The sequence below is a fragment of the Prevotella heparinolytica genome (assembly GCF_004342845.1).
Taxonomy (GTDB): domain Bacteria; phylum Bacteroidota; class Bacteroidia; order Bacteroidales; family Bacteroidaceae; genus Bacteroides; species Bacteroides heparinolyticus.
The window spans coordinates 255,598-279,740 of record NZ_SLXB01000001.1; the positions used below are offsets into that span (position 1 = coordinate 255,598).

Annotated in this window: 14 protein-coding genes; 12 read left to right on the forward strand and 2 right to left on the reverse strand. The window is 48.5% G+C overall.

Features of this window, described 5'->3' with window-relative positions; translation table 11 throughout:
• Nucleotides 1-19 precede the first annotated feature (19 nt).
• The 5 genes from EV202_RS00980 to EV202_RS01000 all read left to right on the forward strand — a co-directional run bounded on the left by EV202_RS00980 (nucleotide 20) and on the right by EV202_RS01000 (nucleotide 8,799).
• Entirely contained in the window at nucleotides 20-1,597 is a 1,578-nt protein-coding gene (locus EV202_RS00980; protein WP_131924751.1) for a RagB/SusD family nutrient uptake outer membrane protein, read from the forward strand.
• Nucleotides 1,598-1,692: 95 nt separating this feature from the next.
• Nucleotides 1,693-2,574, forward strand: a complete 882-nt coding sequence (locus EV202_RS00985; RefSeq protein ID WP_131924754.1) for an alpha/beta hydrolase — start codon at nucleotides 1,693-1,695, stop codon at nucleotides 2,572-2,574.
• 87 nt (nucleotides 2,575-2,661) lie between these two features.
• Nucleotides 2,662-3,855: an esterase gene (locus tag EV202_RS00990; RefSeq protein WP_106069722.1), complete on the forward strand. Its 1,194-nt coding sequence runs from the start codon at nucleotides 2,662-2,664 to the stop codon at nucleotides 3,853-3,855.
• A gap of 23 nt (nucleotides 3,856-3,878) precedes the next feature.
• The gene (locus EV202_RS00995) at nucleotides 3,879-6,221 is read left to right on the forward strand and encodes a glycoside hydrolase family 3 C-terminal domain-containing protein (protein WP_131924757.1); all 2,343 of its coding nucleotides are present in this window, start codon (nucleotides 3,879-3,881) and stop codon (nucleotides 6,219-6,221) included.
• Nucleotides 6,222-6,309: 88 nt separating this feature from the next.
• Nucleotides 6,310-8,799, forward strand: coding sequence for a glycoside hydrolase family 3 N-terminal domain-containing protein (locus EV202_RS01000; RefSeq protein ID WP_131924760.1), 2,490 nt, complete (start codon nucleotides 6,310-6,312; stop codon nucleotides 8,797-8,799).
• A 112-nt stretch (nucleotides 8,800-8,911) separates the two neighbouring features.
• On the opposite strand, the gene EV202_RS01005 is transcribed toward EV202_RS01000, so the two are convergent.
• Nucleotides 8,912-10,027: a carbohydrate-binding family 9-like protein gene (locus EV202_RS01005; RefSeq protein ID WP_106069724.1), complete on the reverse strand. Its 1,116-nt coding sequence runs from the start codon at nucleotides 10,025-10,027 to the stop codon at nucleotides 8,912-8,914.
• 68 nt (nucleotides 10,028-10,095) lie between these two features.
• On the reverse strand, nucleotides 10,096-11,454 hold the full coding sequence (locus tag EV202_RS01010; protein ID WP_131924763.1) for an alpha-L-fucosidase: 1,359 nt from the start codon (nucleotides 11,452-11,454) through the stop codon (nucleotides 10,096-10,098).
• Nucleotides 11,455-11,850: 396 nt separating this feature from the next.
• Here EV202_RS01010 and EV202_RS01015 point away from each other — a divergent pair, with 396 nt between their 5' ends.
• The 7 genes from EV202_RS01015 (at nucleotide 11,851) to EV202_RS01045 (ending at nucleotide 24,122) form a co-directional block, all read left to right on the forward strand.
• The gene (locus tag EV202_RS01015; RefSeq protein ID WP_129588750.1) at nucleotides 11,851-12,414 is read left to right on the forward strand and encodes an RNA polymerase sigma-70 factor; all 564 of its coding nucleotides are present in this window, start codon (nucleotides 11,851-11,853) and stop codon (nucleotides 12,412-12,414) included.
• A 476-nt stretch (nucleotides 12,415-12,890) separates the two neighbouring features.
• Entirely contained in the window at nucleotides 12,891-13,859 is a 969-nt protein-coding gene (locus EV202_RS01020; RefSeq protein ID WP_165899382.1) for a FecR family protein, read from the forward strand.
• 151 nt (nucleotides 13,860-14,010) lie between these two features.
• Entirely contained in the window at nucleotides 14,011-17,379 is a 3,369-nt protein-coding gene (locus EV202_RS01025) for a SusC/RagA family TonB-linked outer membrane protein (protein WP_131924769.1), read from the forward strand.
• Between the two features lie 13 nt (nucleotides 17,380-17,392).
• Nucleotides 17,393-18,910 carry a SusD/RagB family nutrient-binding outer membrane lipoprotein gene (locus EV202_RS01030; RefSeq protein WP_131924772.1) on the forward strand — a complete coding sequence of 506 codons (1,518 nt, stop codon included), beginning with the start codon at nucleotides 17,393-17,395 and terminating at the stop codon, nucleotides 18,908-18,910.
• 80 nt (nucleotides 18,911-18,990) lie between these two features.
• On the forward strand, nucleotides 18,991-20,967 hold the full coding sequence (locus tag EV202_RS01035; RefSeq protein ID WP_131924775.1) for a glycoside hydrolase family 20 protein: 1,977 nt from the start codon (nucleotides 18,991-18,993) through the stop codon (nucleotides 20,965-20,967).
• A 260-nt stretch (nucleotides 20,968-21,227) separates the two neighbouring features.
• Nucleotides 21,228-23,093 carry an FAD-dependent oxidoreductase gene (locus EV202_RS01040; protein WP_131924778.1) on the forward strand — a complete coding sequence of 622 codons (1,866 nt, stop codon included), beginning with the start codon at nucleotides 21,228-21,230 and terminating at the stop codon, nucleotides 23,091-23,093.
• A gap of 18 nt (nucleotides 23,094-23,111) precedes the next feature.
• The gene (locus tag EV202_RS01045; protein WP_131924781.1) at nucleotides 23,112-24,122 is read left to right on the forward strand and encodes a metallophosphoesterase family protein; all 1,011 of its coding nucleotides are present in this window, start codon (nucleotides 23,112-23,114) and stop codon (nucleotides 24,120-24,122) included.
• Nucleotides 24,123-24,143 lie beyond the last annotated feature (21 nt).

Sequence of the window (24,143 nt, forward strand, 5' to 3'; positions counted from 1 at the left end):
CCTAAAAGCAATCTAAAATATGAAAGTAAAACATTATACCTTGATACTTGCCTCTTTGTTTACGCTGGGCACAACTTCGTGTGAAGACAAACTGGATATTCCTCAAAAGGGGGTGTTGGACTATTCTTCCTACTACCGGACGGATGTGCAGGCACAGACGGCTGCCGATGCGCTCTATATTCAGCTGAAGAGTACATACTATAATTATACCATGTTGAAATCCTCTTTGTCCGATGATGTATGGGCAGGTGGCGGAGGTCGCAACGATAATGCCCAGTTGGAAGGCTGTAATGAGTATTCGTTCGGGTCAGATCAAGACTTTATCCGCGGTGTGTGGGAGAGCTATTATAGCCAGATCTATAAAGCGAATGTCATTTTAGGCCATGTTAAGCCGGACTCCGACATTAAGAAGAAAGCGTGTGCGGAAGCTCATTTCTTCCGTGCTTTTGCCTACTTCGACTTGATTTCCATGTGGGGTGAGGTGCCATTGGTCGATCATGAATTGACGTCCAGCGAATATCAGATTGCCAAATCATCTAAGGCCGATTTGTGGAACTTGGTAGAGACGGATTTGACAGAATCAATTTCTTCGGGTTATTTGGAAGAAAAGAAAGACGTCAACGACAACACTACGTGGCGTATCACCAAGCAAGTGGCTCAAACAATTTTAGGAAAGGCTTACTTGTGGCAAGAGAAGTATGAAGATGCTGCTAAAGTCTTGAATGAGGTTCGCAGCAGTGGGAAATATGCTCTTTATAAAGGCGATTATCAGAATATTTTGACCTATCTGGCCGAAGGTAATAGCGAGAGCATGCTGGAAAGTAACCGTATCTTCGATCCAAGCAATGCTTGGGATGAATTCAGCTTCTATGAAGTGATGAATCATTGGCGTATGGACAAATTGGCGGCATCGTCACCGGCTTTTGCTGATTATAAAGATACCGGTTGGGGATTCATGGTTCCTCAGAAATCACTGTATGATGCTTTTGTGGCTGAAGAGGGGGTAGATGGTTATCGCCTGAATCAGACGATGAAGACATACGAACAAATGACTAAATTAGGAGTAAGGCTTCCCAAAGGAAATAGTATTATTAACGAGGGATATTTCTTGTGGAAACGTCGTTACTCTTCATCGGAAGCACCCATTACTTTTTGGTGCTCCTACAACAATTACCGCTGGATGCGTTATGCCGAAGTGTTGTTGCTTGCCGCTGAGGCAAACCTGAAAGCAGGGAAGCAGGCTGAGGCGGATGCTTGCTTGAACGAAGTGCGCACCCGTGCCAAACTGCCCGCCAAAACAGCCGACATGACAGCCATCAAGTTGGAGAAGCGTTTGGAACTTTGCTGTGAGTACACTCGTTACCAAGATATTATCCGTTGGAAAGATGCTGAGGCTTTATTGAGAGATCAAGGTTCTAAGACGCCTCTATTGATAAATAAAGGCATGGGGGACGGTCCGGACAACGTAGTAGTAGAATATAAACAGTACAATACCGACCATAATCGTTATGGATTTAAGAGCAAGCACTACTTGTTACCTATTCCGGCAACAGAAATGCGTTTGAATCCTAAGATGAAACAGAACGAAGGCTGGTGATGCCACAATATGAATTTATACAAGAAATTGATATAAATCAATTGGTTTTAGCAAGGAAGTTAACTTCTTTGTAGCATATTTCTTAAAATTATATCATGAAAAGATTAATCCTTTCCATTTTGGCCCTTTGTATGTTATGGGGGGCAAAGGCGCAATTCCCCGATTGGGGGGCGCAAAGTAAGGTCGTGACCGACAGTATCTATAGTGAGATATTGGGTGCAAACCGGCAGTTCACCATTTATCTTCCTAAGAGTTATGAAACAGATGCTACAAGAAAGTATCCTATACTTTATCTGTTGCATGGCATGATGGGAGTCAATACCAGCTGGTTTACTGATCAACGGGTGAAAGATGTAATGGACCGGTTGGTGGCTTCCGGTGAAGCTTGTGAAATGATCATCGTCTCTCCCAACGCCGGAGGCAATATCTATACAGGTGTATGGAACGGCTATTTCAACATGCCGGGGTGGGCGTATGAAGACTTCTTCTACAAAGAGTTCCTTCCGTATATTGAAAAGAATTACCGGGTGGTTGGCGATAAACAACACCGTGCCATTGCCGGGCTTTCCATGGGTGGAGGCGGAACAACGAGCTATGCACAACGTTATTCGGATATGTATTGCGCCGCTTATGCGATGAGTGCCTTGATGAATATCCCGGCAGGTTCGGAGAATCCGTCACCGAATCCGGACGATAAAATGAGCCTGTTGACGAAGTCGGTGATGGAGCATAGTTGCGTGAAGTATGTAGAAGAAGCTGACGATGCACGTAAAGAGCAATTGCGCTCCGTGCAGTGGTTTGTAGATTGTGGTGACGATGATTTCCTGCTCGACCGCAACATTGAGTTCTTCCAAGCCATGCGCAAGGCGCAGATACCGTGCCAATTCCGTGTGCGTGATGGCGGACATACATCCGAGTACTGGCATTCGGCGCTCTACACTTGCCTGCCTTTTGTCTCCCGCAGTTTTGGAAGATAGGAGGAACGGGCTGTTTGCCTGACTGGCTGATACGATGACACTTTATAAACCCATAATATCAAGAATCTAAAGATTAAATATTACACAATGAAAAGAATCTCTCTTTTGTCAGCCTTGTTGCTGATGTGTGCAATGACTTTTGCACAGCAAGCCCTCTGGGGAGGCGCTCCGGTCGTTTCGCCGGAGATTCATGATAACAACACCGTAACGTTCCGCCTGAAAGCGCCGAAAGCGGTGAAAGTACAGGTTACCGGCGATTTCCTGCCTACGCAGAAGATCAAGACTCCGTTCGGTGAGTTCGACGGACCGGGTGTGGCCGACCTGAAGGAAGGCAAGGACGGTGTGTGGGAGTTTACCACTCCCGAACCTTTGAAGCCGGAGCTTTACAGCTACTCTTTTATCGTGAATGATTTGAAGATAATGGATCCGAGTAATGTCTACATGATTCGTGACGTTGCTTCCGTGACCAACGTGTTCATCATCGGTGGTGACCGTGCCGACCTGTATAAGGTGAATAAAGTGCCCCACGGAACAGTGAGACGTATGTGGTATGACAGCCCTACGCTGGGCATCAATCGCCGCCTCACAGTCTACACTCCTGCCGGCTATGAGACGAGCGGCAAGCGTTACCCCGTATTTTACCTGCTTCACGGCATGGGTGGAGATGAAGAAGCTTGGATTGCTCTTGGACGCACTTCGCAAATTCTTGATAACCTTATTGCGCAAGGCAAGGCCAAACCTATGATTGTTGTGATGACCAACGGCAATGCCGCGCAGGAAGCTGCACCGGGCGAATCGTCTCTGGGCTTCGCTGCTCCCAACATGCAGCTGCCTAAAACGATGGAAGGCTCTTTCGAGGCCGCTTTTCCGGATGTGGTGAAGTTCATCGACAAGAATTTCCGTACTGTTGCCAACAAGAAGAACCGTGCCATTGCCGGATTGTCGATGGGTGGTTTCCATTCCATGCACATATCCAAGCAATATCCCGACATGTTCGACTATGTAGGTCTGTTCTCTGCCGCCATCATGCCCAATAAGGATGCCAAGTCTCCGGTGTACGAAGACATAGAGGGCAAGCTGAAGGTGCAGTTCTCCAAGAAACCGGCTCTCTACTGGATTGCCATCGGCAAGACCGACTTCCTGTACAAGGCCAATGAAGACTACCGCAAGATGCTGGATGAGAAAGGCTATAAATATTCCTATTATGAGACCGGAGAGGGGCATATCTGGAAGAACTGGCGTATCTACCTGACGGAGTTTGCACCGCAGTTATTCAAATAAACCTTATTCAATAAACGTATATCATGAAGAAACATTTATTATCAATGGCGTGTGCCATCACTGTGTTGTCGGCTTGCGGTCCGAAAGTGCCGCAACTCGGAAAATCATCCCTCGATGATGTAATTGCTGCCATGACCTTGGAAGAAAAGGCGCATCTGGTTATAGGAACCGGTATGGCGGGCTTTGATGGTGGTGACAGTGCTGTAGTAGGCGAGACTCACAGTTTGGTTCCCGGCGCTGCGGGTACGACTTATCCGATCGAACGTCTCGGCATTCCTGCCGTGGTGTTGGCGGACGGGCCTGCCGGATTACGCATCAATCCGAAGCGGGATGGTGATTCGGCTACTTACTATTGTACTCACTTCCCTATCGGAACGTTGTTGGCAGCTACTTGGAATCAGGATTTGGTAGAGAACGTGGGCAAAGCTATCGGAAACGAGGTGCTGGAATATGGTGTGGATGTGCTGCTTGCTCCGGCTTTGAACATTCAGCGCAACCCGCTTTGCGGGCGTAACTTCGAGTATTATTCGGAAGACCCGTTGATTTCCGGAAAGATTGCTGCAGCATACGTGCGTGGCGTGCAAAGCAACGGAGTGGGAACTTCTGTTAAACACTTTGCGGTAAACAATCAAGAAACAAATCGCATGGGAAACGATGCGCAAGTATCGCCCCGTGCTTTGCGCGAAATCTACCTGAAAGGATTTGAAATAGCCGTGAAAGAGTCGCAGCCGTGGACGGTGATGTCTTCTTATAACTATCTGAACGGTGTTTATACTTCTGAGAACGCGGAGTTGCAGACCACAATTCTACGTGATGAATGGGGATTTGCAGGCATGGTGATGACCGACTGGTTTGGCGGTAAGGATGCTGTAGCGCAGATGAAAGCGGGCAACGACATGTTGCAACCGGGTTATGATAAACAGTATCAAGCCATTGTAGAAGGTGTCAAGACCGGTAATCTAGATGAAGCTATACTCGATCGGAATGTCAAACGCATTCTTGAAATGATTCTGCAAACCCCTCGTTTTAAGGGATATAAATTCTCTAACAAACCTGATTTGAAAACACATGCCGCCATTACGCGCCAAAGTGCTACGGAAGGTATGGTTCTGCTGAAAAACGAGAATGCCACTCTGCCGTTATCTGCTCAAATAAGGCGTGTTGCTCTCTTCGGTTGTGCTTCTTACGATTATATAGCGGGAGGTACCGGTTCGGGTAACGTGAATCGTGCCTATACGGCATCTTTATTTGAAGGGTTGAAGAATGCAGGATATGAAACTGATGAGCAGTTAAAGAAAGAGTATGAAATGCATATAGCTGCCGAAAAGATTCGGTTGACACCGAAAAAAGAGAAATATTCCGCTTTCATGCCGGTGATACTGCCGGTCGAAAAAGTGTTTGAAACTTCACGCCTAAAGGACTTAGCGGCACAGATGGATATTGCTTTCATTACCATAGGCCGTGGTTCCGGTGAATTTCTTGACCGGGAGTCATCGAACTTTTATTTGAGTAAAGAGAATCAGCAGCTCATACAAGATGTTTGTAGGGTTTTCCATGCTACCGGAAAGAAAGTGGTTGTTATCCTTAATATAGGTGGTGCCATCGAAACTGCTTCGTGGAAAGCTTGGCCGGATGCTATTCTTTGTGCTTGGCAGGGTGGACAAGAAGGTGGCAATAGTGTGATGGATGTATTGAGCGGTAAGGTTTCGCCCAGTGGAAAACTGGCCATGACATTTCCCATATGGTTTGAAGACCATGCTTCTACGAGTAATTTTCCCATCAATTTAACTTCTAATATAGATATTGTCACAGCCAATCAAGGCGAAAAGAAGTACGATTTAAAAGATGTGGATTACACCCGTTACGAGGAAGACATTTACGTGGGTTATCGCTATTTCGACAGTTTCGGCAAGCAGGTTTCCTATCCGTTCGGCTATGGCCTTTCTTATACCACGTTCGAGTATGCCAATCCGGCGGTGAAACAGGACGACGGACTGCTCACTGTTACCGTAGAGGTGAAGAACACGGGCAAGTTTGCCGGCAAAGAGGTGGTTCAGCTTTATGCAGCTGCCCCCAACAGTGCCAAGATGAATAAGCCGGAAAAGGAACTGAAAGCCTTTGCCAAGACAAGAGAACTGAAACCGGGAGAAACGGCAGTCGTCACTTTGCAGGTGAAAGCAGCCGATTTGGCTTCTTACGACGAGGCGTCTGCTTCGTGGGTAGTAGACGGTGGAACTTATAAACTCCTGATAGGTGCTTCTTCGCGCGACATCAAAGCGGAGCTGAGTGCCGATGTGGCCGCCTTGACACAGAAAACAAACAATGTGTTGAAGTTGCGAGAATCCATCACCACCTTGAAAAGATAACAAAACCTACCCTAAAAAGCATCCTGTTATACCCTTCGGTATGGCAGGATGTTGCTATATTTGCCAACATCAAACCAATATTATGACCATGAATAAAAAGTTAATCTTATCTTTAGCCCTATCCGGGTTAGTACTGGCTTCTGCGGCGCAGACATCCGTTGCGCCTGCCATCCCAAGAGACGAGAAGATAGAAAGGCAGATCGAGACGCTGCTGAAGAAGATGACGCTGGACGAGAAAGTGGGCCAGATGTGCGAACTTGCCATCGACGTCCTGCAGAAGCGTGCCAACCCTTTTGCCGGCATCAATCCGAAAGACATCACGCCCGACCTACTGAAGAAAATTGTCCGCCAATATAAGCTGGAAAAGGAGTTCAAGATAGGTAAGGAACTGCCTGCGCAGGATGTAGTGATGAAACTTTACATGCGTATCCAAGAAATAGAAGGCGTCAAAGGCTTCCGGTTGGATGAAGCGAAGCTCGACTCTGTGATTGGGAAATACAAAGTCGGTTCCATCCTGAATGTACCCGCCGGCGTGGCGCAGAGTGTGGAGAAGTGGCAGGAAATCATCAAGCGCATTCAGGAGAAGTCCATGCAGGTGATGGGCATTCCTTGCATATACGGTGTGGACCAGATACACGGAACCACCTATACGCTGGGCGGAACTCTCTTTCCGCAAGGCGTCAACATGGGAGCTGCCTTCAACCGCGAACTGACGCGCGAAGGCTCGCGCATCTCGGCATACGAGACAAAGGCAGGAAGCATTCCTTGGACGTATGCTCCGGTGACCGACCTCGGACGTGATCCTCGCTGGCCGCGCATGTGGGAGAACTATGGCGAAGACGCCTACCTGAATGCTGAAATGGGACGCGAGTCCGTTCTCGGATTTCAGGGAGAGAATCCCAATCTGATTGGAGCAGACCGTGTGGCAGCCTGCATGAAGCACTTCATGGGCTACGGTGTGCCGGTTTCGGGCAAAGACCGCACGCCGTCTTCCATCACCGTGCAGGACATGCGCGAGAAACATTTTGCTCCTTACCTCGAAATGGTAAGAAACGGTGCGCTCTCTGTCATGGTGAACTCTGCCATGAACAACGGATTGCCCTTCCATGCCAACTACGAGTTGCTGACCAAGTGGCTGAAGGAAGACCTCAACTGGGACGGTATGATCGTCACCGACTGGGCAGACATCGACAATCTCTGGAAACGCGACCACATTGCCAAAGACAAGAAAGAGGCCATTAAACTTGCCATCAACGCCGGCATCGACATGTCCATGGATCCCTACGACTGGAAATTCTGCACGCTCCTCAAGGAACTGGTGCAAGAGGGCGAGGTGCCCATGAGCCGCATTGATGATGCCGTGAGCCGCGTGCTGCGTCTGAAGTATCGTCTCAATCTGTTCGAGAAACCCTACTATGATTCAAAAGACTTCCCGCTCTTTGGTAGCGCACAACATGCCGCAGCCGCATTGCAGGCTGCCGAAGAATCGTTGGTGCTGCTTAAGAATACGGACGGCATCCTGCCGTTGGCCAAAGGCAAGAAATTGCTGATTACAGGCCCAAATGCCAACTCCATGCGTACCCTCAACGGTGGCTGGTCTTACTCTTGGCAGGGCGATAAGGCCGATGAACATGCCGTTGCCTACAACACGATTCTCGAAGCTTTCACCCATAAATTCGGTGCCGATAATATCATCTACGAAGCCGGTGTCACCTACAAGAAAGGCGGCAACTGGTGGGATGAGAATGCTCCCGAAATTGATAAAGCGGTGGCTGCCGCCGCCAATGCCGACTACATCGTGGCTTGCATCGGCGAGAACTCTTATTGCGAAACACCGGGCAACCTGACGAACCTCACGCTCTCTCAAAATCAGCTCGATTTGGTGAAGGCGCTTGCAAAAACCGGTAAACCCATCATCCTGATTCTGAACGAGGGACGTCCCCGCCTGATAGCCGACATCGAGCCTCTGGCTAAAGCAGTTGTCAACATCATGCTTCCGGGCAACTACGGCGGCGATGCGTTGGCCAACCTTATGGCAGGCGATGCCAACTTCAGCGGAAAGCTGCCTTTCACGTATCCCAAGGAGATTAACTCGCTGATTACGTATGATTACAAGCCGTGCGAACATATCGGTCAGCAGATGGAAGGTGCTTATAACTACGATGCGCAGGTTTCTGTACAATGGGCATTTGGCTACGGGTTGAGCTACACCACTTTTGCATACAGCAACTTGAAAGTGGACAAGCCAAACTTCACGGCCGACGACGTACTGACCTTCACCGTCGATGTGAAGAATACCGGCAACCGCATTGGCAAGGAAAGTGTTCTGCTGTTCAGCAGCGACCTTGTAGCTTCACTCACCCCCGACATCCGCCGTCTGCGCGCTTTCGAGAAGGTGGAGCTGAAGCCGGGCGAGACAAAGACCGTGACCTTGAAAGTGAAAGCTTCCGACCTTGCCTTTGTGGGTTATGACGGCAAGTGGATCTTGGAGAAAGGCGATTTTCGCATACAGGCAGGCGACCGCATCCTGAATGTGGTTTGCACGGACACCAAGAAGTGGGAAACGCCGAACAAATAAGAAGGTAAGCAGCCGGCATATATCCTAATGCCAAGCGTAAATAACGCGGAGGGTGCGGTTCAAGAAAAAGAACCACACCCTCCGCTTTTTGTGTCATAGTGTTCAAGTAGGTTCACTTTGTTTCACCGGCGAGGCATCCCATCTCGTCAATACTCATCCGCTTGCCATCGGGTAGGGTGACTGTGATCTCATACTTATGGCTGATGGCTTCTACGCTGACGTGGCTGCCCGAAGGCAGTGCGTTTAGTTCCTCTTTTGTCAGACCGAAAGCTTCGATGGTGGCGTGATAGCGTCCGTGTGCGGCATATTGTGCTTCTTGTGCGTAAAAGAGCATCCACAGGAAACGTTCTACGGGATATGAGTCCGGATAGCGGAAAGCTTCCGGAGCGGCGCTGCCTGCGGTGAGGGCAGAGAGATACACGTATCCCCATCGTTCGGGCATGTGCATGGCCACTTGACCCGTAGCTCCCCACGTCCAGTTGTCTTCGGGCAGGAATGTGCCGTCTGCTCTTTGCTTACGGTGATAGCGTCCGTCCTTGTCCGTGCTGTGCTGCCACTGCACGCGCGAGAAGCCGATGCGCAGGTAGTTGCCTGCTTGCAGGTAGTTGTCGAACTCTGCGGCGATGGCTTCGCGAGGGATGGCCATCTCCACGCTCCAGCCCCGGTCGGTGTCGCCCGGAAGGTTGAGGGTGCCGTCCACGTGCGTGGCTATCCGTAAGCCCGGACAGTTCCACTGAAACTGCACGTGGGGACGGCGTGGCGCACGATAAGGTTTCTCCAGAAAGAGGTCGAACACGGTGCAGAGGGCATTCACCTCGATTTCGTAATAGTGGTGTCCGTCGCCATCGGGGTCGATGAATACCTCGAAATCGTTGTTGTAGTAGACGATGGTGTCGCGCTGCCTCAGGTTGGCCCATACTTCGGGTTCTTGCAGCTCGGCGGCGATGTATAGGTAGCGGTCGTCCCAAAGCATCCTTGCCTGCGTGCGGAACCGTGGGGTGGGATATCCCTCTCCGCTGATGTCCGTAAAACGGGTGATGAGAGGGGCATGCTGCCATACCGCTTCATCGGGGATGCCGTCGATGCAGATCGTATCGGCGGTGCGCAGGCATACGTAGCCTTCGGGTTGTGTCAGGAATCTGCCGTATCGCTCGGTCAGCGGTTGTGCCGTGACAGAGATTATTGTGGCTGTCAATAAAAGGCAGCATGATAAGAAGAGTTTTTTCATTATGAAAAAAGAGTTTGGTTAAGAATAAGGATAAATCCGCGTCATCCGTTTCATCTGCATCTGAGAAATCAGTTCACCGAAATCACCTGCCCTTCGCCTCGATAGAGTTTGACAGGGCCGTCGAGCAATACGGCAATGACGGTAATCTGCTCGTCCAAGCACTCTTCGGGCACGTCGATGTAGACGATGCCGGGAACGGAACTCCAATACAGCTTGTTGTACACCTTATGGTTCAGCATGCTGCCGTTGCCCACCACCCATGCACGGTGCACGGTGTTGGCGATGCCTTTCAGCTCGATGGGGCCGTTGGGACGATTGGGCAGATAAAGGTAAAGGATGTTTCCTTCGCGGTTCAGTGTGGTATATCCTCCGTGGAAATGCTCGGCCGGGATGCCCGCACGGGTTTCGTAGATGGCATCTTTGTGCTTGGATGTCCAACGGCCGAATTCTTTCAGTATCGCTACTTGTTGGGGCGGAATGCTCCCGTCGGCTTTAGGACCGATGTCCAACAGCATGTTGCCTCCCATGCTGAGGCAGTCCACGAAGGAGCGCAGCAACATCTGCGGGGTCTTGTAGTTGGTGTCGGTGGGTTGGTAGCCCCAAGAATCGTTCATGGTGTAGCACAGTTCCCAATACTTCTCTTTGGGACGTACCACGGGTACGCCCTGTTCGGGGGTGGCATAGTCGCCGTAACCCTGTATGCGCGAATTGATGATGACATCCGGATTGGGTGTTCGCAGCAGCTCTACGATGCCTTTGGAGTTCCAGTCTTCGGCAGACTGTTCCCAATCGCCGTCGAACCAATAGAGGTCGGGCTTATAGGCACTGTTCAATTCTTTCAGTTGTGCGAAGTTGAATGTGCAGAACGATTGCCACCGTGCCGGGTCGTCCTTGATGTCATAACGCTTCGTGGTCTTGGTCTTGTTGGGGTAGTCGTCGCGGCTCCAGTCAAGCAGCGAGTAGTAAAGTCCGAGGCGAAGCCCTTGGCGGCGCACTTCATCGGTGAAAGGGGTAAGCAGGTCGCGTTTGGCAGCGGATGTCTTCTTGGCACTCAGTTGCCCTGCTTTCGTGTCCCACAGGGCGAAGCCGTCGTGATGTTTGGTGGTGATGACTGTATATTTCGCTCCGCTCTCTTTGATGAGTTTCACCCACTCTTCGGGTTTGTATTTTTCGGCTTTGAAGCCGCTCTGTTGTTTCATGTACTCTTCGTATGGCAGGTAGTCGTTGTAGAACGACCAGCTTTCGGACACCCCCCTGACGGCATAGATGCCCCAATGGATGAATATCCCCAGCTTGGCTTTGCCAAACCACTCCATACGGCGGTTATACGTTTCATTTCCCTCTTCCGTCGGCCGGGGCTGTGCCGATAAACCGCTTCCCACGCACAACAGGAGAAGGACAGCTACCCATTTCTTTGTTTTTTTCATGTCATCAGTATGGATTTAATAATTCAGGAGTGAAAAATAAGTTTTTTTTCTCAGTTGGCAAAGGATAGGCAGAATATTTTAAAAACTTCTCACTTTTTAGGATCCTCGTATGCAAGCGATGCGAGTAATAAAAGCTATTCTTCCGAGCTACTTATGTAATCATAAAATCCGGATAATGCGGTTGCCTTTCCCTGATATTCAATGCCATATTACAAACGTATGAAAAAGAGCGGTTATCTGCTTCCATCATATTGCCGATAACCGAAGTTTTCCTACATTTGCAGAAAGAGACATCGAAAGTGGCTTGTTAAGGAGCCTATAATATGCATTGAAAGAGAAAAATCAGAAGGGCTTTAATCATTAAGATATAGCGAAGTGAAACCGGGGAAAAAAGATATGGATGAACAAATCTTTTCGGAGATATACGTCAACTACTATTCACGTATGTTGCGCTTTGCCTCTGTGTATTTGATTAATAAGGAAGATGCGGAAAACATCGTTCAGGACATTTTTACCTATTTATGGGGAAATCGCTCGTTGCTTAAAGAAGTCAGGCAGTTGCAGGCTTTTCTGTTTATGTTGGTGAAACGGCGTTGTATTGATTTCCTGCGTTTGAAAATAAACAGTCTGGCTTCTATCGGTTCTCTCGGCGAAATAGAGAATCGCGAGCTGGAGTACAAGTTATATTCTTTAGAGACTCTTGATGAAGACAATGTTACCGATGAAGAAATGCAACGTATGCTGCATAAAGCCATTGGACAGTTGCCCGAGAAATGCCGTTACATTTTTATCCAAGCCAAAATCAATCATAAGAAGTACCGGGAAATAGCGGACGAGACCGGACTCTCCATACAGACCATTAAAAACCAGATGACAATAGCGATTGGCAAACTGCAAACGGAATTGAGGAAACTTCTGCCTTTTCTGACATTCGTTTTTGGTAAGTGCCTGTGTTCCTGAAATAATGTGAGCTTGCTATAAAAGTTGGCTTATCATAGTCTGCCTGCTGTTTGGGCTGTTCACATCAATGGCGGATTTCCTTTCCGAGAAATAACATGCTGCCATCTATCTTTCGGTGTCCTGTTTCGTCATAATCCTGTTTTGTTAAGAATTAATACGATATGTTTTTTGAAGGGTACCCCTTGCGAGAGATATCTGTAGACGGGCTTTAGTGGAGATATATCTCCACCGTGCTGGATGTATATGTGGAGCGCGCTGCATCTATATTTCCAGTAAAGGGCATCTGTATAGTGAGTCGGGGAGGAGAGGAGAATCTTTCAGGAGGTAAAATTTTTTCTTTATATATAGCTTTTCTTTTTATACTTTGCGTTGTCCGGTAACAATTTGTGTTTCTCTTTCCTCTATAAAAAAAATCTTTTTCTTTTGGTACTTTTTGCCCGTTTCTTCGTCTTCTCTGTAAAGAACAGAAAATGGAAATGAGAGATTTGTTAGCCAAATACTTTACAGGAGACATCACCGAAGAAGAAAAAAAAACGCTTTTCCGTGAGTTGGGCTGTGACGATGAGCTGAAGAAAGACTTCTGCGCCATGCAGAACATATTGGCTTTGGCAGAGGCTCTGCCCGAAGAAAAGGACGGAACTACGGGAGCCGACAGCTACAGAAACTTTGCCGCCCGACTGAAAAAGCGGAGAATGAAACAGCTTTTCCTGCATGCGTGGCGTTATGCGGCCGTTGTCTGCCTGGTGGCCGCTTCGGCCTATTTCCTGACCCTGCACTGGGTGAACAAAGAGCGAAACCTGCAATTCACCGAAATATCCGCACCGAGCGGACAGCGTGTAAAGGTGACCTTGCCCGATGGAACAACCGCTTGGATAGGCCCTTGCAGCACGCTGCGCTATGCCAACTCCTTCAACCGTGAAACCCGTAACGTGGAGTTGAGCGGCTCTACTTATTTTGATGTCGCCCACAATCCGGACAAACCGTTCAGAGTATCTACCGGTCGCTATATGATTACCGTTCTGGGCACGCGCTTCAATGCGATGGCCTATCCGGAGAACGAACACTTTGAGGTGGATTTGATAGAGGGTTCGGTTCAAATAGACAACCTGTCGGATGACACAGACCGGTTGGTGCTGAAGCCGCTGGAACAAGCCATCATCAAGAACAATCGTCTATATAAGAAAATATCCAACTTCGATAATGAAGAGTACCTGAAGAATGGGGTGGTACATTTCAAACGTTGCCTGCTGGGCGAGGTCTTGAAAAAAGTCTCTCTCTGGCAAGGTGTCGGACTCACCATCGACAGCGAAGTGGATGTAAACTATCCGGTGACCGGAAAAATCAGGCAAAGCGACTCTCTGGAAAGTATATTGAGAGCCTTGCAGTCCGTCGTCAGGTTCCACTATGAAATCATTGATGAGAAACATATAAGAATCTATCGTTAACCCTTAAATCTATATTTGCCTATGATTGAATAAAGAAGAATATAAAAAAGAGAGGGAAACAATGCGCCAACATTGCTTCCCCCGGGATAGAGGCTCAAAACCTTATTCTGTTGGGAAATCAACTAAAGTAGTGAACCTTAAACACAAAGGTATGAAAAAAAATAGACTTCATTCTGATTTAGTGTGTAAACAAACTAAATCAAACATAAACTTTCAGAAAACAAAAATCATCTTTTTATTTATCGTTTGCCTGTTCATGCAGATCCGGTTCGTTTCGGTGCAAGCACAGAACAGCCAAGTGCGCTTGAAGGTAGGGCAGACCACCGTAAAGCAAATCATGTCCGAGGTGGAAAAGCAAACAGATTATCTGTTTGTATATAGCGAATCCGAAGTGAACGTCGACGGTGTCGTGACGGTGAAAAAAGAAAAGCAGGAAATCACAGACTTGCTGAATCTGCTAAGCGCCCACGGACTTTCTTACAGTTTTTCCGATAATTACATTACGCTGCATAAGAAAGCTGCCGGCAAGAGTGGCAAAGAATCGGGCAGACAAGTGAAGGTCTCCGGTAAAGTGGTGGACTCTTCCGGAGAACCTGTGATCGGTGCCAATGTCACGGTGAAAGGTAATCCTGCTCAGGGCACGATAACCAATGCGAATGGAGAATTTGAATTGGTGGTGCATACAGGAGAAGTGCTGCAAGTCAGCTACATCGGATTCCGGAATCAGGAAATCAGAGTGAACGACGGTTCCGCACTGAAGGTTCAGATGCAAGAAGACACGAAACTGCTGAATGAAGTGGTGGTGACCGCTTTGGGTATCAAGCGTGAGGAAAAAGCCCTCGGATATGCGGTTCAGAAAGTACAAGGCGACAAACTGGCTACGGTGAAGGTGGTGGATGTAGGCACATCGCTTACTGGAAAAATCGCGGGTTTGAATGTGCAGAACAGCACCGAGTTCAATCAGGCACCCACCTTGCTGTTGCGTGGCGAGACCCCGTTGCTGGTCATTGACGGAGTGCCTTATAAGAACATGAGCTTGCGCGATGTTCCGGCGGATGACATCGAGACCGTCGACGTGCTGAAAGGAGCAACGGCCGCCGCACTGTATGGAGAGCGTGGTGGAGTAGGAGTAATTATGATCACGACCAAGAAAAGTAAAGAAGAAGGACTGCATGTAAGCATCAACAGCAGCACCATGTTTCAGGCAGGATACTTGAAGTTGCCTGAGGTGCAATCGGGTTATAGCTCCGGAGAAGGTGGGAAATACAATCACTATGACTTTGTCTGGGGCGATAAGCTCGACATTGGCCGCACGGCCGAGCAGTGGAATCCGCAGACCCATCAGTTCGAAGTGATGCCGCTAACGTCCAGAGGAAAGAATAACTTCAAGAACTTTTTGGAGACCGGATTTATCACGAACAACAACGTAAGCATCAGCCAAAAAGGAAAATATGGCAGTGTGAGAGCTTCGTTGACCCATGTCTACAACAAAGGGCAATATCCAAATACGAAATTGAATAAGATTACCTACTCTGTATCGGGAGACATGAAATGGAACAAGTTCTCGCTCGATGGCGGAATCAGCTTCAACAAGCGTTTCTTCCCGCAGAATTACGGTACGGGATATGGTAAGGGAGGATATCTGTATAACCTGCTGGTGTGGACCGGACCCGACTATGACTTGCGCGAATTCAAGGATTATTGGGCCAAGAAAGACGAACAACAGAACTGGATGTATTCCGGCTGGTATGACAATCCTTACTTTGTGGCAAACGAGGTGCTTCGTTCCAGCGACTATTCCATCACAAACGGCTATATGAACGTAGGATATGAGTTCACCCCTTGGTTGCGGGCAAACTTGCGTTCGGGTATAGATGTGTATAGCGAAAGAAAAACATGGCGCAATCCCAAGTCGGCCAATTCGGGTTGGGACAAGAACGGTTACTTTGAAATAGAGCGCGACGGCGGTTTGAGTATGAACCACGACCTGATGCTGACGGCCAACCATAAATTCGGTGATTTCAGCGTAGAAGGTATTGCCGGCGGAACATTGTACTATTATCAGGACGACATGCTGCAAAGCCAGACGGCCGGCGGATTGACCATCCCGGGCTATTACTCGTTGAAGGCTTCCGTGAATAAGGCCACGACCTCAAGCAACTATAAGCGCAAGCAGGTGAACAGTTTGTACGGACGTTTCTCTGCTTCATGGAAGAGTACCTTGTACCTTGATGTAACGGCTCGTAACGACTGGTCGTCTACCTTGCCTTCCGAGACACGTTCTTACTTCTATCCTTCTCTTTCGGGAAGCGCCATCTTGTCCGAATTCATCCATCTGCCCCAATGGATGTCTTTCTGGAAAGTGCGTGGTTCGTGGACGCAAACCAAGAAGGATGTGGATATCTATGAAATAAACAATGTGTATAGCATTACAACCGATGCTTGGGACAATCTCTCCGCAGCAACTTATCCCACTTCCATCCGTGGCACTCTGATACGTCCCACCGCAACCCGCTCATGGGAAGTAGGTACGGCTCTTAACTTCTTGAATAACAGGCTGCGTGTAGATTTTGCCTATTACAATACGTTGAAGTATAACCTTACCCGCAGTGCTACTGTCAGCGAGGCTTCCGGCTTCTCGGGCACGATGATTAATTATGGTGAAGAGCAAGAACGCCGTGGTGTGGAACTCACTCTCACCGGTGACATCATCAAAACCTCCGACTGGGAATGGAGTGCAACCTTCAACTGGGCACGCGACCGCTATTACTATGCGAAGGTAGACGAAACCTATTCCGAACAAAGACCGTGGGTAGCAGCAGGAAACCGTTATGACGCCTTTACGTTGAAAGACTGGGAACGTGACCCGGAGGGAAATATCGTTCACGTAAATGGCTTGCCGAAGAAGAGCGAATACCAATCCGTAGTCGGCTATAAGTCTCCCGACTGGATATGGGGAGTCATCAACACAATCAAATATAAAGCGTTTACCTTGAACTTCTCCATCGACGGACGTGTGGGAGGCGTTGCTTACAATATGATGGAACAGGCTCTGTGGAATACCGGTGCGCATCCCGACAGCGACAATCAGTGGCGTTATGAGGAGGTGGTGAATGGGAAAAAAACTTTTATCGGCAAGGGTGTCAAGGTGGTTTCCGGAACGGTGGAATATGATGTGGACGGAAATATCGTGAAGGATAGCCGGACTTTTGCTCCCAATGACGTTCCCGTTTCTTATGAAACTTATATAGGACGTTTTTATCCGAATGCGTATTATCCGGTTTATCAGACAGTTCAGGATCAGACTTTTATTAAGCTCCGCGACCTCTCCATTACGTACGAAATGCCTAAGAGCATTTGCGACAGATTCAGACTGACGGGTATGCAGCTGGGTCTTGTGGGGCAGAACTTGTTGATTTGGACGAAAGACTTTAAGTTCTCCGACCCCGATCAGGCAAGCGAGAATCTGAACTCTCCTTCCATTCGCTACATAGGATTTAATGTCAAGTTGAACTTCTAAACCAATGATAACAATGAAAACGATATATAAAGCATTAATTGGCATTGTGCTGGCAAGCGGACTACTCTCTTCTTGCAGCAACTTTGATGAATTGAATACTAATCCCGACTCACCCACCACCGTAACGCCTACGATGTTGGCCACGAAGTTAATTCTCGCTACGGCTACTCCCTTTTATAGCAAGGCTTTCTTCCACAGCAGTTTCTTGATGAAGGAACTGGCATGGGGCGAAGGTCCCAGCGACTATCACTACAATAAGATGGGGCGTTCTTCCTTTTCAGGCTACACGAGGTTAATCAATGGTGTTAAGATGGTGGAGTTGGCGCAGGGACAGAATGTAAAGGCATATCAGGCTCTGAATAAATTCGTAAAGGCTTTTACCATCTACTACATCTCCATGGAGATGGGTGATGTTCCTTATAGCGATGCGTTGCAGGGAGAAGCGGGAAACGTTACGCCGCGCTACGACACCCAGAAGCAAGTAATGATGCAGGTCTTGGACGATTTGGAAGAGGCGTATGATCTGTTCGGCCAAGCCGATAACTTCACGGGCGACCCTATCTTAAAGGGAAATACGGAGAAATGGCAGAAAGTGGTAGCCTCTTTCGAGTTAAAGGTGTTGATGAGCCTTTCGAGAGTGGCCGGAGATGCCGATCTGAAAGTAAAGGAACGTTTTGCGCGTGTCGTTTCGGGAAAGAAGATACTTGCTTCGAACGAAGATAACTACCAGTTGGTGTTCTCCGACAAGAAGGGGCAGCGTTATCCCATATTTAAAGACGATTTCAACTGGTATATGTATCCCATATTGTCCACAACGATTGTCGATGTCATGAAGAAGAACCGGGATTATCGCTTGTTCTATATCGCCGAACCTGCCGAAGCCAAAATCAAAGAAGGCCTTTCCCCGGCTGATTGGGAGGCGTATTTGGGCGTTAATCCGTCTTTGACGTTCGACTTGATAACCAAGTCATACAGCACCGGGGCATATTGTAATTTGAATCTTCGATACAAGGACAATCCGGCCGGAGAACCGTTCATCACCATAGGTTATGCCGATCAATGTTTCATCTTGGCCGAGGCAGCCGTTCGTGGTTGGATTTCGGGTAGTGCCGATGCTTATTATAAGAAAGGTATCGAAGCCGGTATGCGTTTTATTGCCGGTTGCACGGATGCCAAATATGCTCATAGGCGTGTGATTACCGATGAGGTGATTGCCGACTTTCTGCAAAATCCGGATATTCAGTTGAACCAAGGAGCGGAAGGTGGAATAGAGATGATTCTTACACAGCGCTACTTGACGGGATTCATGCATGCCCCGTGGAATAGCTACTACGAATATCGTCGTACGGGCTATCCTAAGCTGCCGATCAATCCTGAGACCTCCTTGAATGAAATCAAGGACGAGCTTCCGTTGCGCTGGATGTATCCCGAAAGCGAATCGCAGTATAACAAAGCAAACCTGCAAGAGGCTTTGCAGCGTCAATTCAACGGGACTGACGACTGTAACAAGAATATGTGGATTCTTCAATAGGTAGTTTTATATATGATGGGACTTCTCGTCCGATATACAGAGAAGTCCCATCCTTTTTTGCTTGAATAAAAGAAATACTCATGAAAAAACAAATCTTATTGGCAACGCTGTTTACTGCCCTGCTTTTGGCTTCCTGTGCGAAACGTGAAACTTGCGCAACCGTTCGGCTGATACCGGCTGCGGACTCCGTCTCTGTTCTGGGAGGTAGTCTGGATTTGAATTCGCTGCACACAGTCAGCGCTCCCGAACAGTGGGAAGCCGTGTCTTCATTGTTCATCAAGGATGTGGACAGCCGGCTTGGGAAGAAGCTGGACTTTACTCATTCCGGTGCCGATATACAGATTTCATTCCGGAGGGATATGGCAGAAGAGGCCTATCTGCTGGAAGTCCGGAAAGAGAAGATCGTCATCTCCGCCGGCAATGAAAGGGGAGTGATACATGCCTTTGTTACTTTGCAGCAGCTGATGATGCAGGCAGATAACGGGCGCATTCCGTTGCTTACCATACAAGATAAGCCGAGATTTGAATACAGAGGGGTGATGTTGGATTGCAGCCGCCACTTCTGGACAGTGGCTGAATTGAAAGAAACCATCGACCAACTCTCTTTTTTCAAGCTGAATGTACTTCATCTTCATCTTACCGATAACCAAGCATGGCGACTGGCTGTCGATAAATATCCTGATTTGGTGGTTAAAGGAACTCATTATCCTGATTTCCCATCTTTGTCGGGCAACCATTATTCCAAGAAAGACCTGAAAGAGCTGGTAGCTTATGCGGCACTTCGCGGTGTTGAGATTATTCCCGAAGTGGATATGCCCGGTCATTGCCTTTCGTTGTTGGCTGCCATGCCCGAACTTTCGTGCCTCGACGGCCCTTTTGAACCTTATCCGGACGAACGGGAGCAAGACAAACGGAAGCGCACATGGCAGAATATGCTGTGCATCGGCAATGAGAAGGTCTATGCCGTGGCGGATGATATCATTGGCGAATTATGCGACATATTCGCTTCGCCCTACATTCACATGGGAGGTGATGAAGTGGCCACAATGAATTGGGCGCAATGCCCTAAATGTAAGGCTCTCTTTCGCAAGGAAGGTATGAAGGAACTTTCCGAGTTGCAGGATTACTTTACGCGGAAAGTCAGCCTGATGGTGCGGAAAAGAGGACGTAGAATGATAGGCTGGGATGAAATAAACGACAGAGGCGCAGCGGACAAAAGCGATATGCTCACCGTTTGGCAAGACAATGGCCATAAGCGGCAGCGAAAAGCGGTGGAAGATAGCCTGTCGGTCATCATCTGTCCTAACGATCCGTGCTATTTCGACTATGGATATGCCAGAAATCCCACAGCCAAAGTATATGCTTGGGAACCTGTCAGCCCTGACATCGCTCCCGACAGAACACATCTTGTTAAAGGTGGGCAGGCATGCTTGTGGACTGAATTTGTCACTACTCAAAGCGAGGTGGAGCATATGCTCTATCCGAGGCTCTGCGCCCTTGCGGAAGTATTGTGGGTTCGGCAGGAAAAGAAAGATTGGGCTTCCATGATTCAACGAATCAAGTCTTTTGATAACATCTTCAAAGCACTTCATATCGATTACTATGCGGGTGAATCGGAGCAGAAACGATGGTTCGTTCCGGGAGACACGCTTCCGCCATTGGCTGTGCCGGCTAAAATCGAGACGAGCATGGCTTCCATTAAACAATATCCACCCGAATATGCTTTCGATGGCGATACGCTCTCTTTCTTTGCCACTCCTTATTCCTTGATAAAAGGTGATTATTTTATGGTCGTTACAGAGCAACTGCGACTCATCGAGGATATTCGGATTTTGTGCGACATGTCTAAAGAATATCCGACCAATGCCGACATACTCATCAGTGCCGACGGGCAGGAATTCAGGAAAGTGGGAAGCTTTACTAAAGAAGGTAAAGCGGAAGTGAAGATGGAGCCCTCACCGGTGAAAGCGGTGAAAATAGTGCTTACCGCTACTCATATGGCTCGTTTGTCTATCCGGGAAATCATATTGAAAGAATCCTCTGTTCAAAAACAATAAAATAACCTGAATTCGGTATAAAACAAGATGTTATATGCCTGTTAAATACTTGTATATATCTTGCCGTTTTCCTCGCATATATGAGGTGCTGAACGTCGCATATGCGAGACCACACACGTCGCATATACGAGGCCACACACGTCGCATATACGAGACTTGGCACCACTGATTGACCCCTCCGGGAATGCCTCCGGGAGCGTTTTTTGTATAGGCGGAGTCTCTTTTTACATCGAACTCAGGTTAAAATAATAATAAAGACAATGAAACACAGATATATCTTATTGTTGGTTGCCATCATCACCTTCAGTCCTCTCCTTGCCAAAGACATACTGGTTGAAGCGGAAAGCTTCGAGCAGAAAGGAGGATGGGCAGTCGACCAGCAATTTATGGATCTGATGGGGTCTCCCTATCTGATAGCTCATGGAATGGGAACTCCCGTTGCAGATGCTGTCACCGAGATAACCATCCCGGAAGCGGGCACATACCATGTCTATGTGCGTACCTACAACTGGACATCTCCGTGGCATCGTGGCGAAGGGCCGGGAAAGTTCGTGCTGAGAATCGGGAACAAAAAACTGAACACCGTGCTGGGCACGAAAGGATCGGCGTGGATGTGGCAATCTGCCGGCAGTGTCAAACTCCGTGCGGGAAAGACAAAGCTTGCCATACACGATTTGAGCGGGTTTGACGGACGGTGCGATGCTATCTACCTCACTACCGAGAAAGAACCGGTGCTTCCTGAAACTGCGGAAGAGTTGGCTGCCTTCAGGCGTAGCAAACTGCATCTTCCTTCCGAAGTGCCTGTGGCAGGGCAGTATGACCTTGTTGTGGTAGGAGCCGGAATAGCCGGGATGTCGGCTGCTGTGTCGGCAGCCCGTTTGGGATGCAAGGTGGCATTGATTAACGATCGTCCTGTTGTGGGAGGCAACAATAGCTCCGAGATACGCGTGCATTTAGGAGGGAATATCGAAATAGGCAAATACAAGGAATTGGGAGGTTTACAAAAAGAATTCGGCCCGTCAAGAGGAGGGAATGCCCAACCTGCCGAAATTTATGAAGACGCAAAGAAAATGGAGTGGTTGTCGGGAGAGGACAATCTGGCCTTGTTTATCAACTGCCGTGTTATTGCTGTGGAGAAAGAAGGTGACCGGATTGTTTCCGTCATCGGCAGGCACATAGAGACAGGAAAAGAGATGAAGTTCGTTGCCCCTCTGTTCGTCGATTGCACAGGCGATGGTACGGTCGGTTATCTGGCAGGGGCACATTACCGGATGGGGCGCGAAGGAAAAGATGAGTTTGGAGAGAGCAGAGCTCCCGATAAACCGGATCTGCTCACGATGGGGGCATCCGTACAATGGTATTCGACTGAAACCGATAAACCTACAGCTTTTCCGGAATTTAATTATGGTGTAACGTTCAACGACCGGACTTGCGAGAAAGTCACTCTCGGCGAGTGGACATGGGAGACGGGAATGAACAAACATCAGATCTACGATTTCGAGCAGATCCGCGATTACGGCATGTTGGTGATTTATGCCAATTGGAGCTATTTGAAAAACCGGCTGAAGGATAATGCCCCCTTTCGCAACAGGCGTCTGGGGTGGGTGGCCTATGTGGCCGGGAAAAGAGAGTCGCGCCGGCTGTTGGGCGACTACATCCTGAAAGAGGGAGACATGACGAAGCATGTGGTCCATGAAGACGCTTCGTTCACCGCATCGTGGAGCATTGACCTGCATTCGCCCGATCCGGAGAATGGCAGAAACTTTCCGGGAAACGAGTTCAAGGCAGTCACCGAGCATACGCTTATCTACCCTTACGAAGTACCATACCGTTGCCTCTACTCGCGCAATGTGGCGAATCTGTTTATGGCAGGGAGGAATATCAGCGTTACGCATGTGGCTTTGGGTTCGGTTCGGGTGATGCGCACCACGGGCATGATGGGCGAAGTAGTAGGGATGGCGGCTTCGCTATGCAAGAAATACAATGTGGGTCCGCGTGGCATTTATTGGCATCATCTCGAAGATCTGAAAGCACTCATGCAAAAAGGGGTGAACCGGAAAGGATTGCCCAATAACCAGCGATACAATGAAGCCGGAATGTTGAATGAACGGCCTATGATTCAATAATCTTAAAGAATATGCAGTATGAAAAAAATTATCGAACTCTTCTTTTTGTGTTGTGCAATGGCAAATAGCATCACGATGCTTGCCCAACAACCCGATTTGCGTTTCCGCTCGGACAAGAAATTCAAGATTGTGCAGTTCACTGATATACACTGGGTGCCTGGCAATCCTGCTTCGGAAGATGCGTATGCGTGCATGAATGCCGTATTGGATGCCGAGAAACCCGATTTGGTTGTTTATACGGGCGATCTGGTCTATGGCAAACCTGCCGCAGAAGCCCTGCAAAGATGCTTAAAGCCTGCCGTAGACCGTAAAATACCGTTTGCCGTGACTTGGGGAAACCATGACGACGAGCAGGACTTGAACCGACAGGCGCTTTTTGATGAAATAAAAGACCTGCCCGGCAACTGTACCGCCCGGACGGAGGGCTTGACAGGGATAACCAATTATATTTTACCGTTGAAATCGTCAGCCGGCAACACCACTTCTTTCCTCTTGTATGTCTTTGACAGCAATGCATATACCCAGTTGCCCAATGCCAAAGGTTATGCAGGTATACAACCGGATCAGGTGCAGTGGTATATCGAGAGGAGCAAGGCGTATACAAAAGCCAATGGGGGTACTCCCTATCCGGCTATGGCGTTTTTCCACATTCCCTTTCCGGAATACAATGAAGCTGCACAGAACGAAAATACAAGCCTGACGGGTACACGCAAAGAGCGGGCTTGTTCCTCTTCATTGAACTACGGTTTGTTTGCTTCCATGCTTCAGTGTGGCGACGTGATGGCCACATTCGTAGGACACGACCATATCAACGACTATGCGGCGAACTGGAAAAACATACTGCTGTGCTACGGACGTTTCACGGGAGGCGATACCGTCTATTGCAACATTCCCGGAGGCAACGGCGCGCGGGTCATCGAACTGACGGAAGGCGTGCGGAGTTTTACTACATGGATTCGCCTGCACGATGGTAAGGTCATCCATAGAATAAACTACCCGGAAGATTATGCTCCATATAAAAGCAAATAGGTTCAAGTAGTACGTCTGGAA

Coding starts and splice junctions, on each gene's coding strand:
- EV202_RS00980 (WP_131924751.1), top strand. CDS start 20: ATGAAAGTAAAACATTATACCTTGATACTTGCCTCTTTGTTTACGCTG.
- EV202_RS00985 (WP_131924754.1), top strand. CDS start 1,693: ATGAAAAGATTAATCCTTTCCATTTTGGCCCTTTGTATGTTATGGGGG.
- EV202_RS00990 (WP_106069722.1), top strand. CDS start 2,662: ATGAAAAGAATCTCTCTTTTGTCAGCCTTGTTGCTGATGTGTGCAATG.
- EV202_RS00995 (WP_131924757.1), top strand. CDS start 3,879: ATGAAGAAACATTTATTATCAATGGCGTGTGCCATCACTGTGTTGTCG.
- EV202_RS01000 (WP_131924760.1), top strand. CDS start 6,310: ATGAATAAAAAGTTAATCTTATCTTTAGCCCTATCCGGGTTAGTACTG.
- EV202_RS01005 (WP_106069724.1), bottom strand. CDS start 10,027: ATGAAAAAACTCTTCTTATCATGCTGCCTTTTATTGACAGCCACAATA.
- EV202_RS01010 (WP_131924763.1), bottom strand. CDS start 11,454: ATGAAAAAAACAAAGAAATGGGTAGCTGTCCTTCTCCTGTTGTGCGTG.
- EV202_RS01015 (WP_129588750.1), top strand. CDS start 11,851: ATGGATGAACAAATCTTTTCGGAGATATACGTCAACTACTATTCACGT.
- EV202_RS01020 (WP_165899382.1), top strand. CDS start 12,891: ATGAGAGATTTGTTAGCCAAATACTTTACAGGAGACATCACCGAAGAA.
- EV202_RS01025 (WP_131924769.1), top strand. CDS start 14,011: ATGAAAAAAAATAGACTTCATTCTGATTTAGTGTGTAAACAAACTAAA.
- EV202_RS01030 (WP_131924772.1), top strand. CDS start 17,393: ATGAAAACGATATATAAAGCATTAATTGGCATTGTGCTGGCAAGCGGA.
- EV202_RS01035 (WP_131924775.1), top strand. CDS start 18,991: ATGAAAAAACAAATCTTATTGGCAACGCTGTTTACTGCCCTGCTTTTG.
- EV202_RS01040 (WP_131924778.1), top strand. CDS start 21,228: ATGAAACACAGATATATCTTATTGTTGGTTGCCATCATCACCTTCAGT.
- EV202_RS01045 (WP_131924781.1), top strand. CDS start 23,112: ATGAAAAAAATTATCGAACTCTTCTTTTTGTGTTGTGCAATGGCAAAT.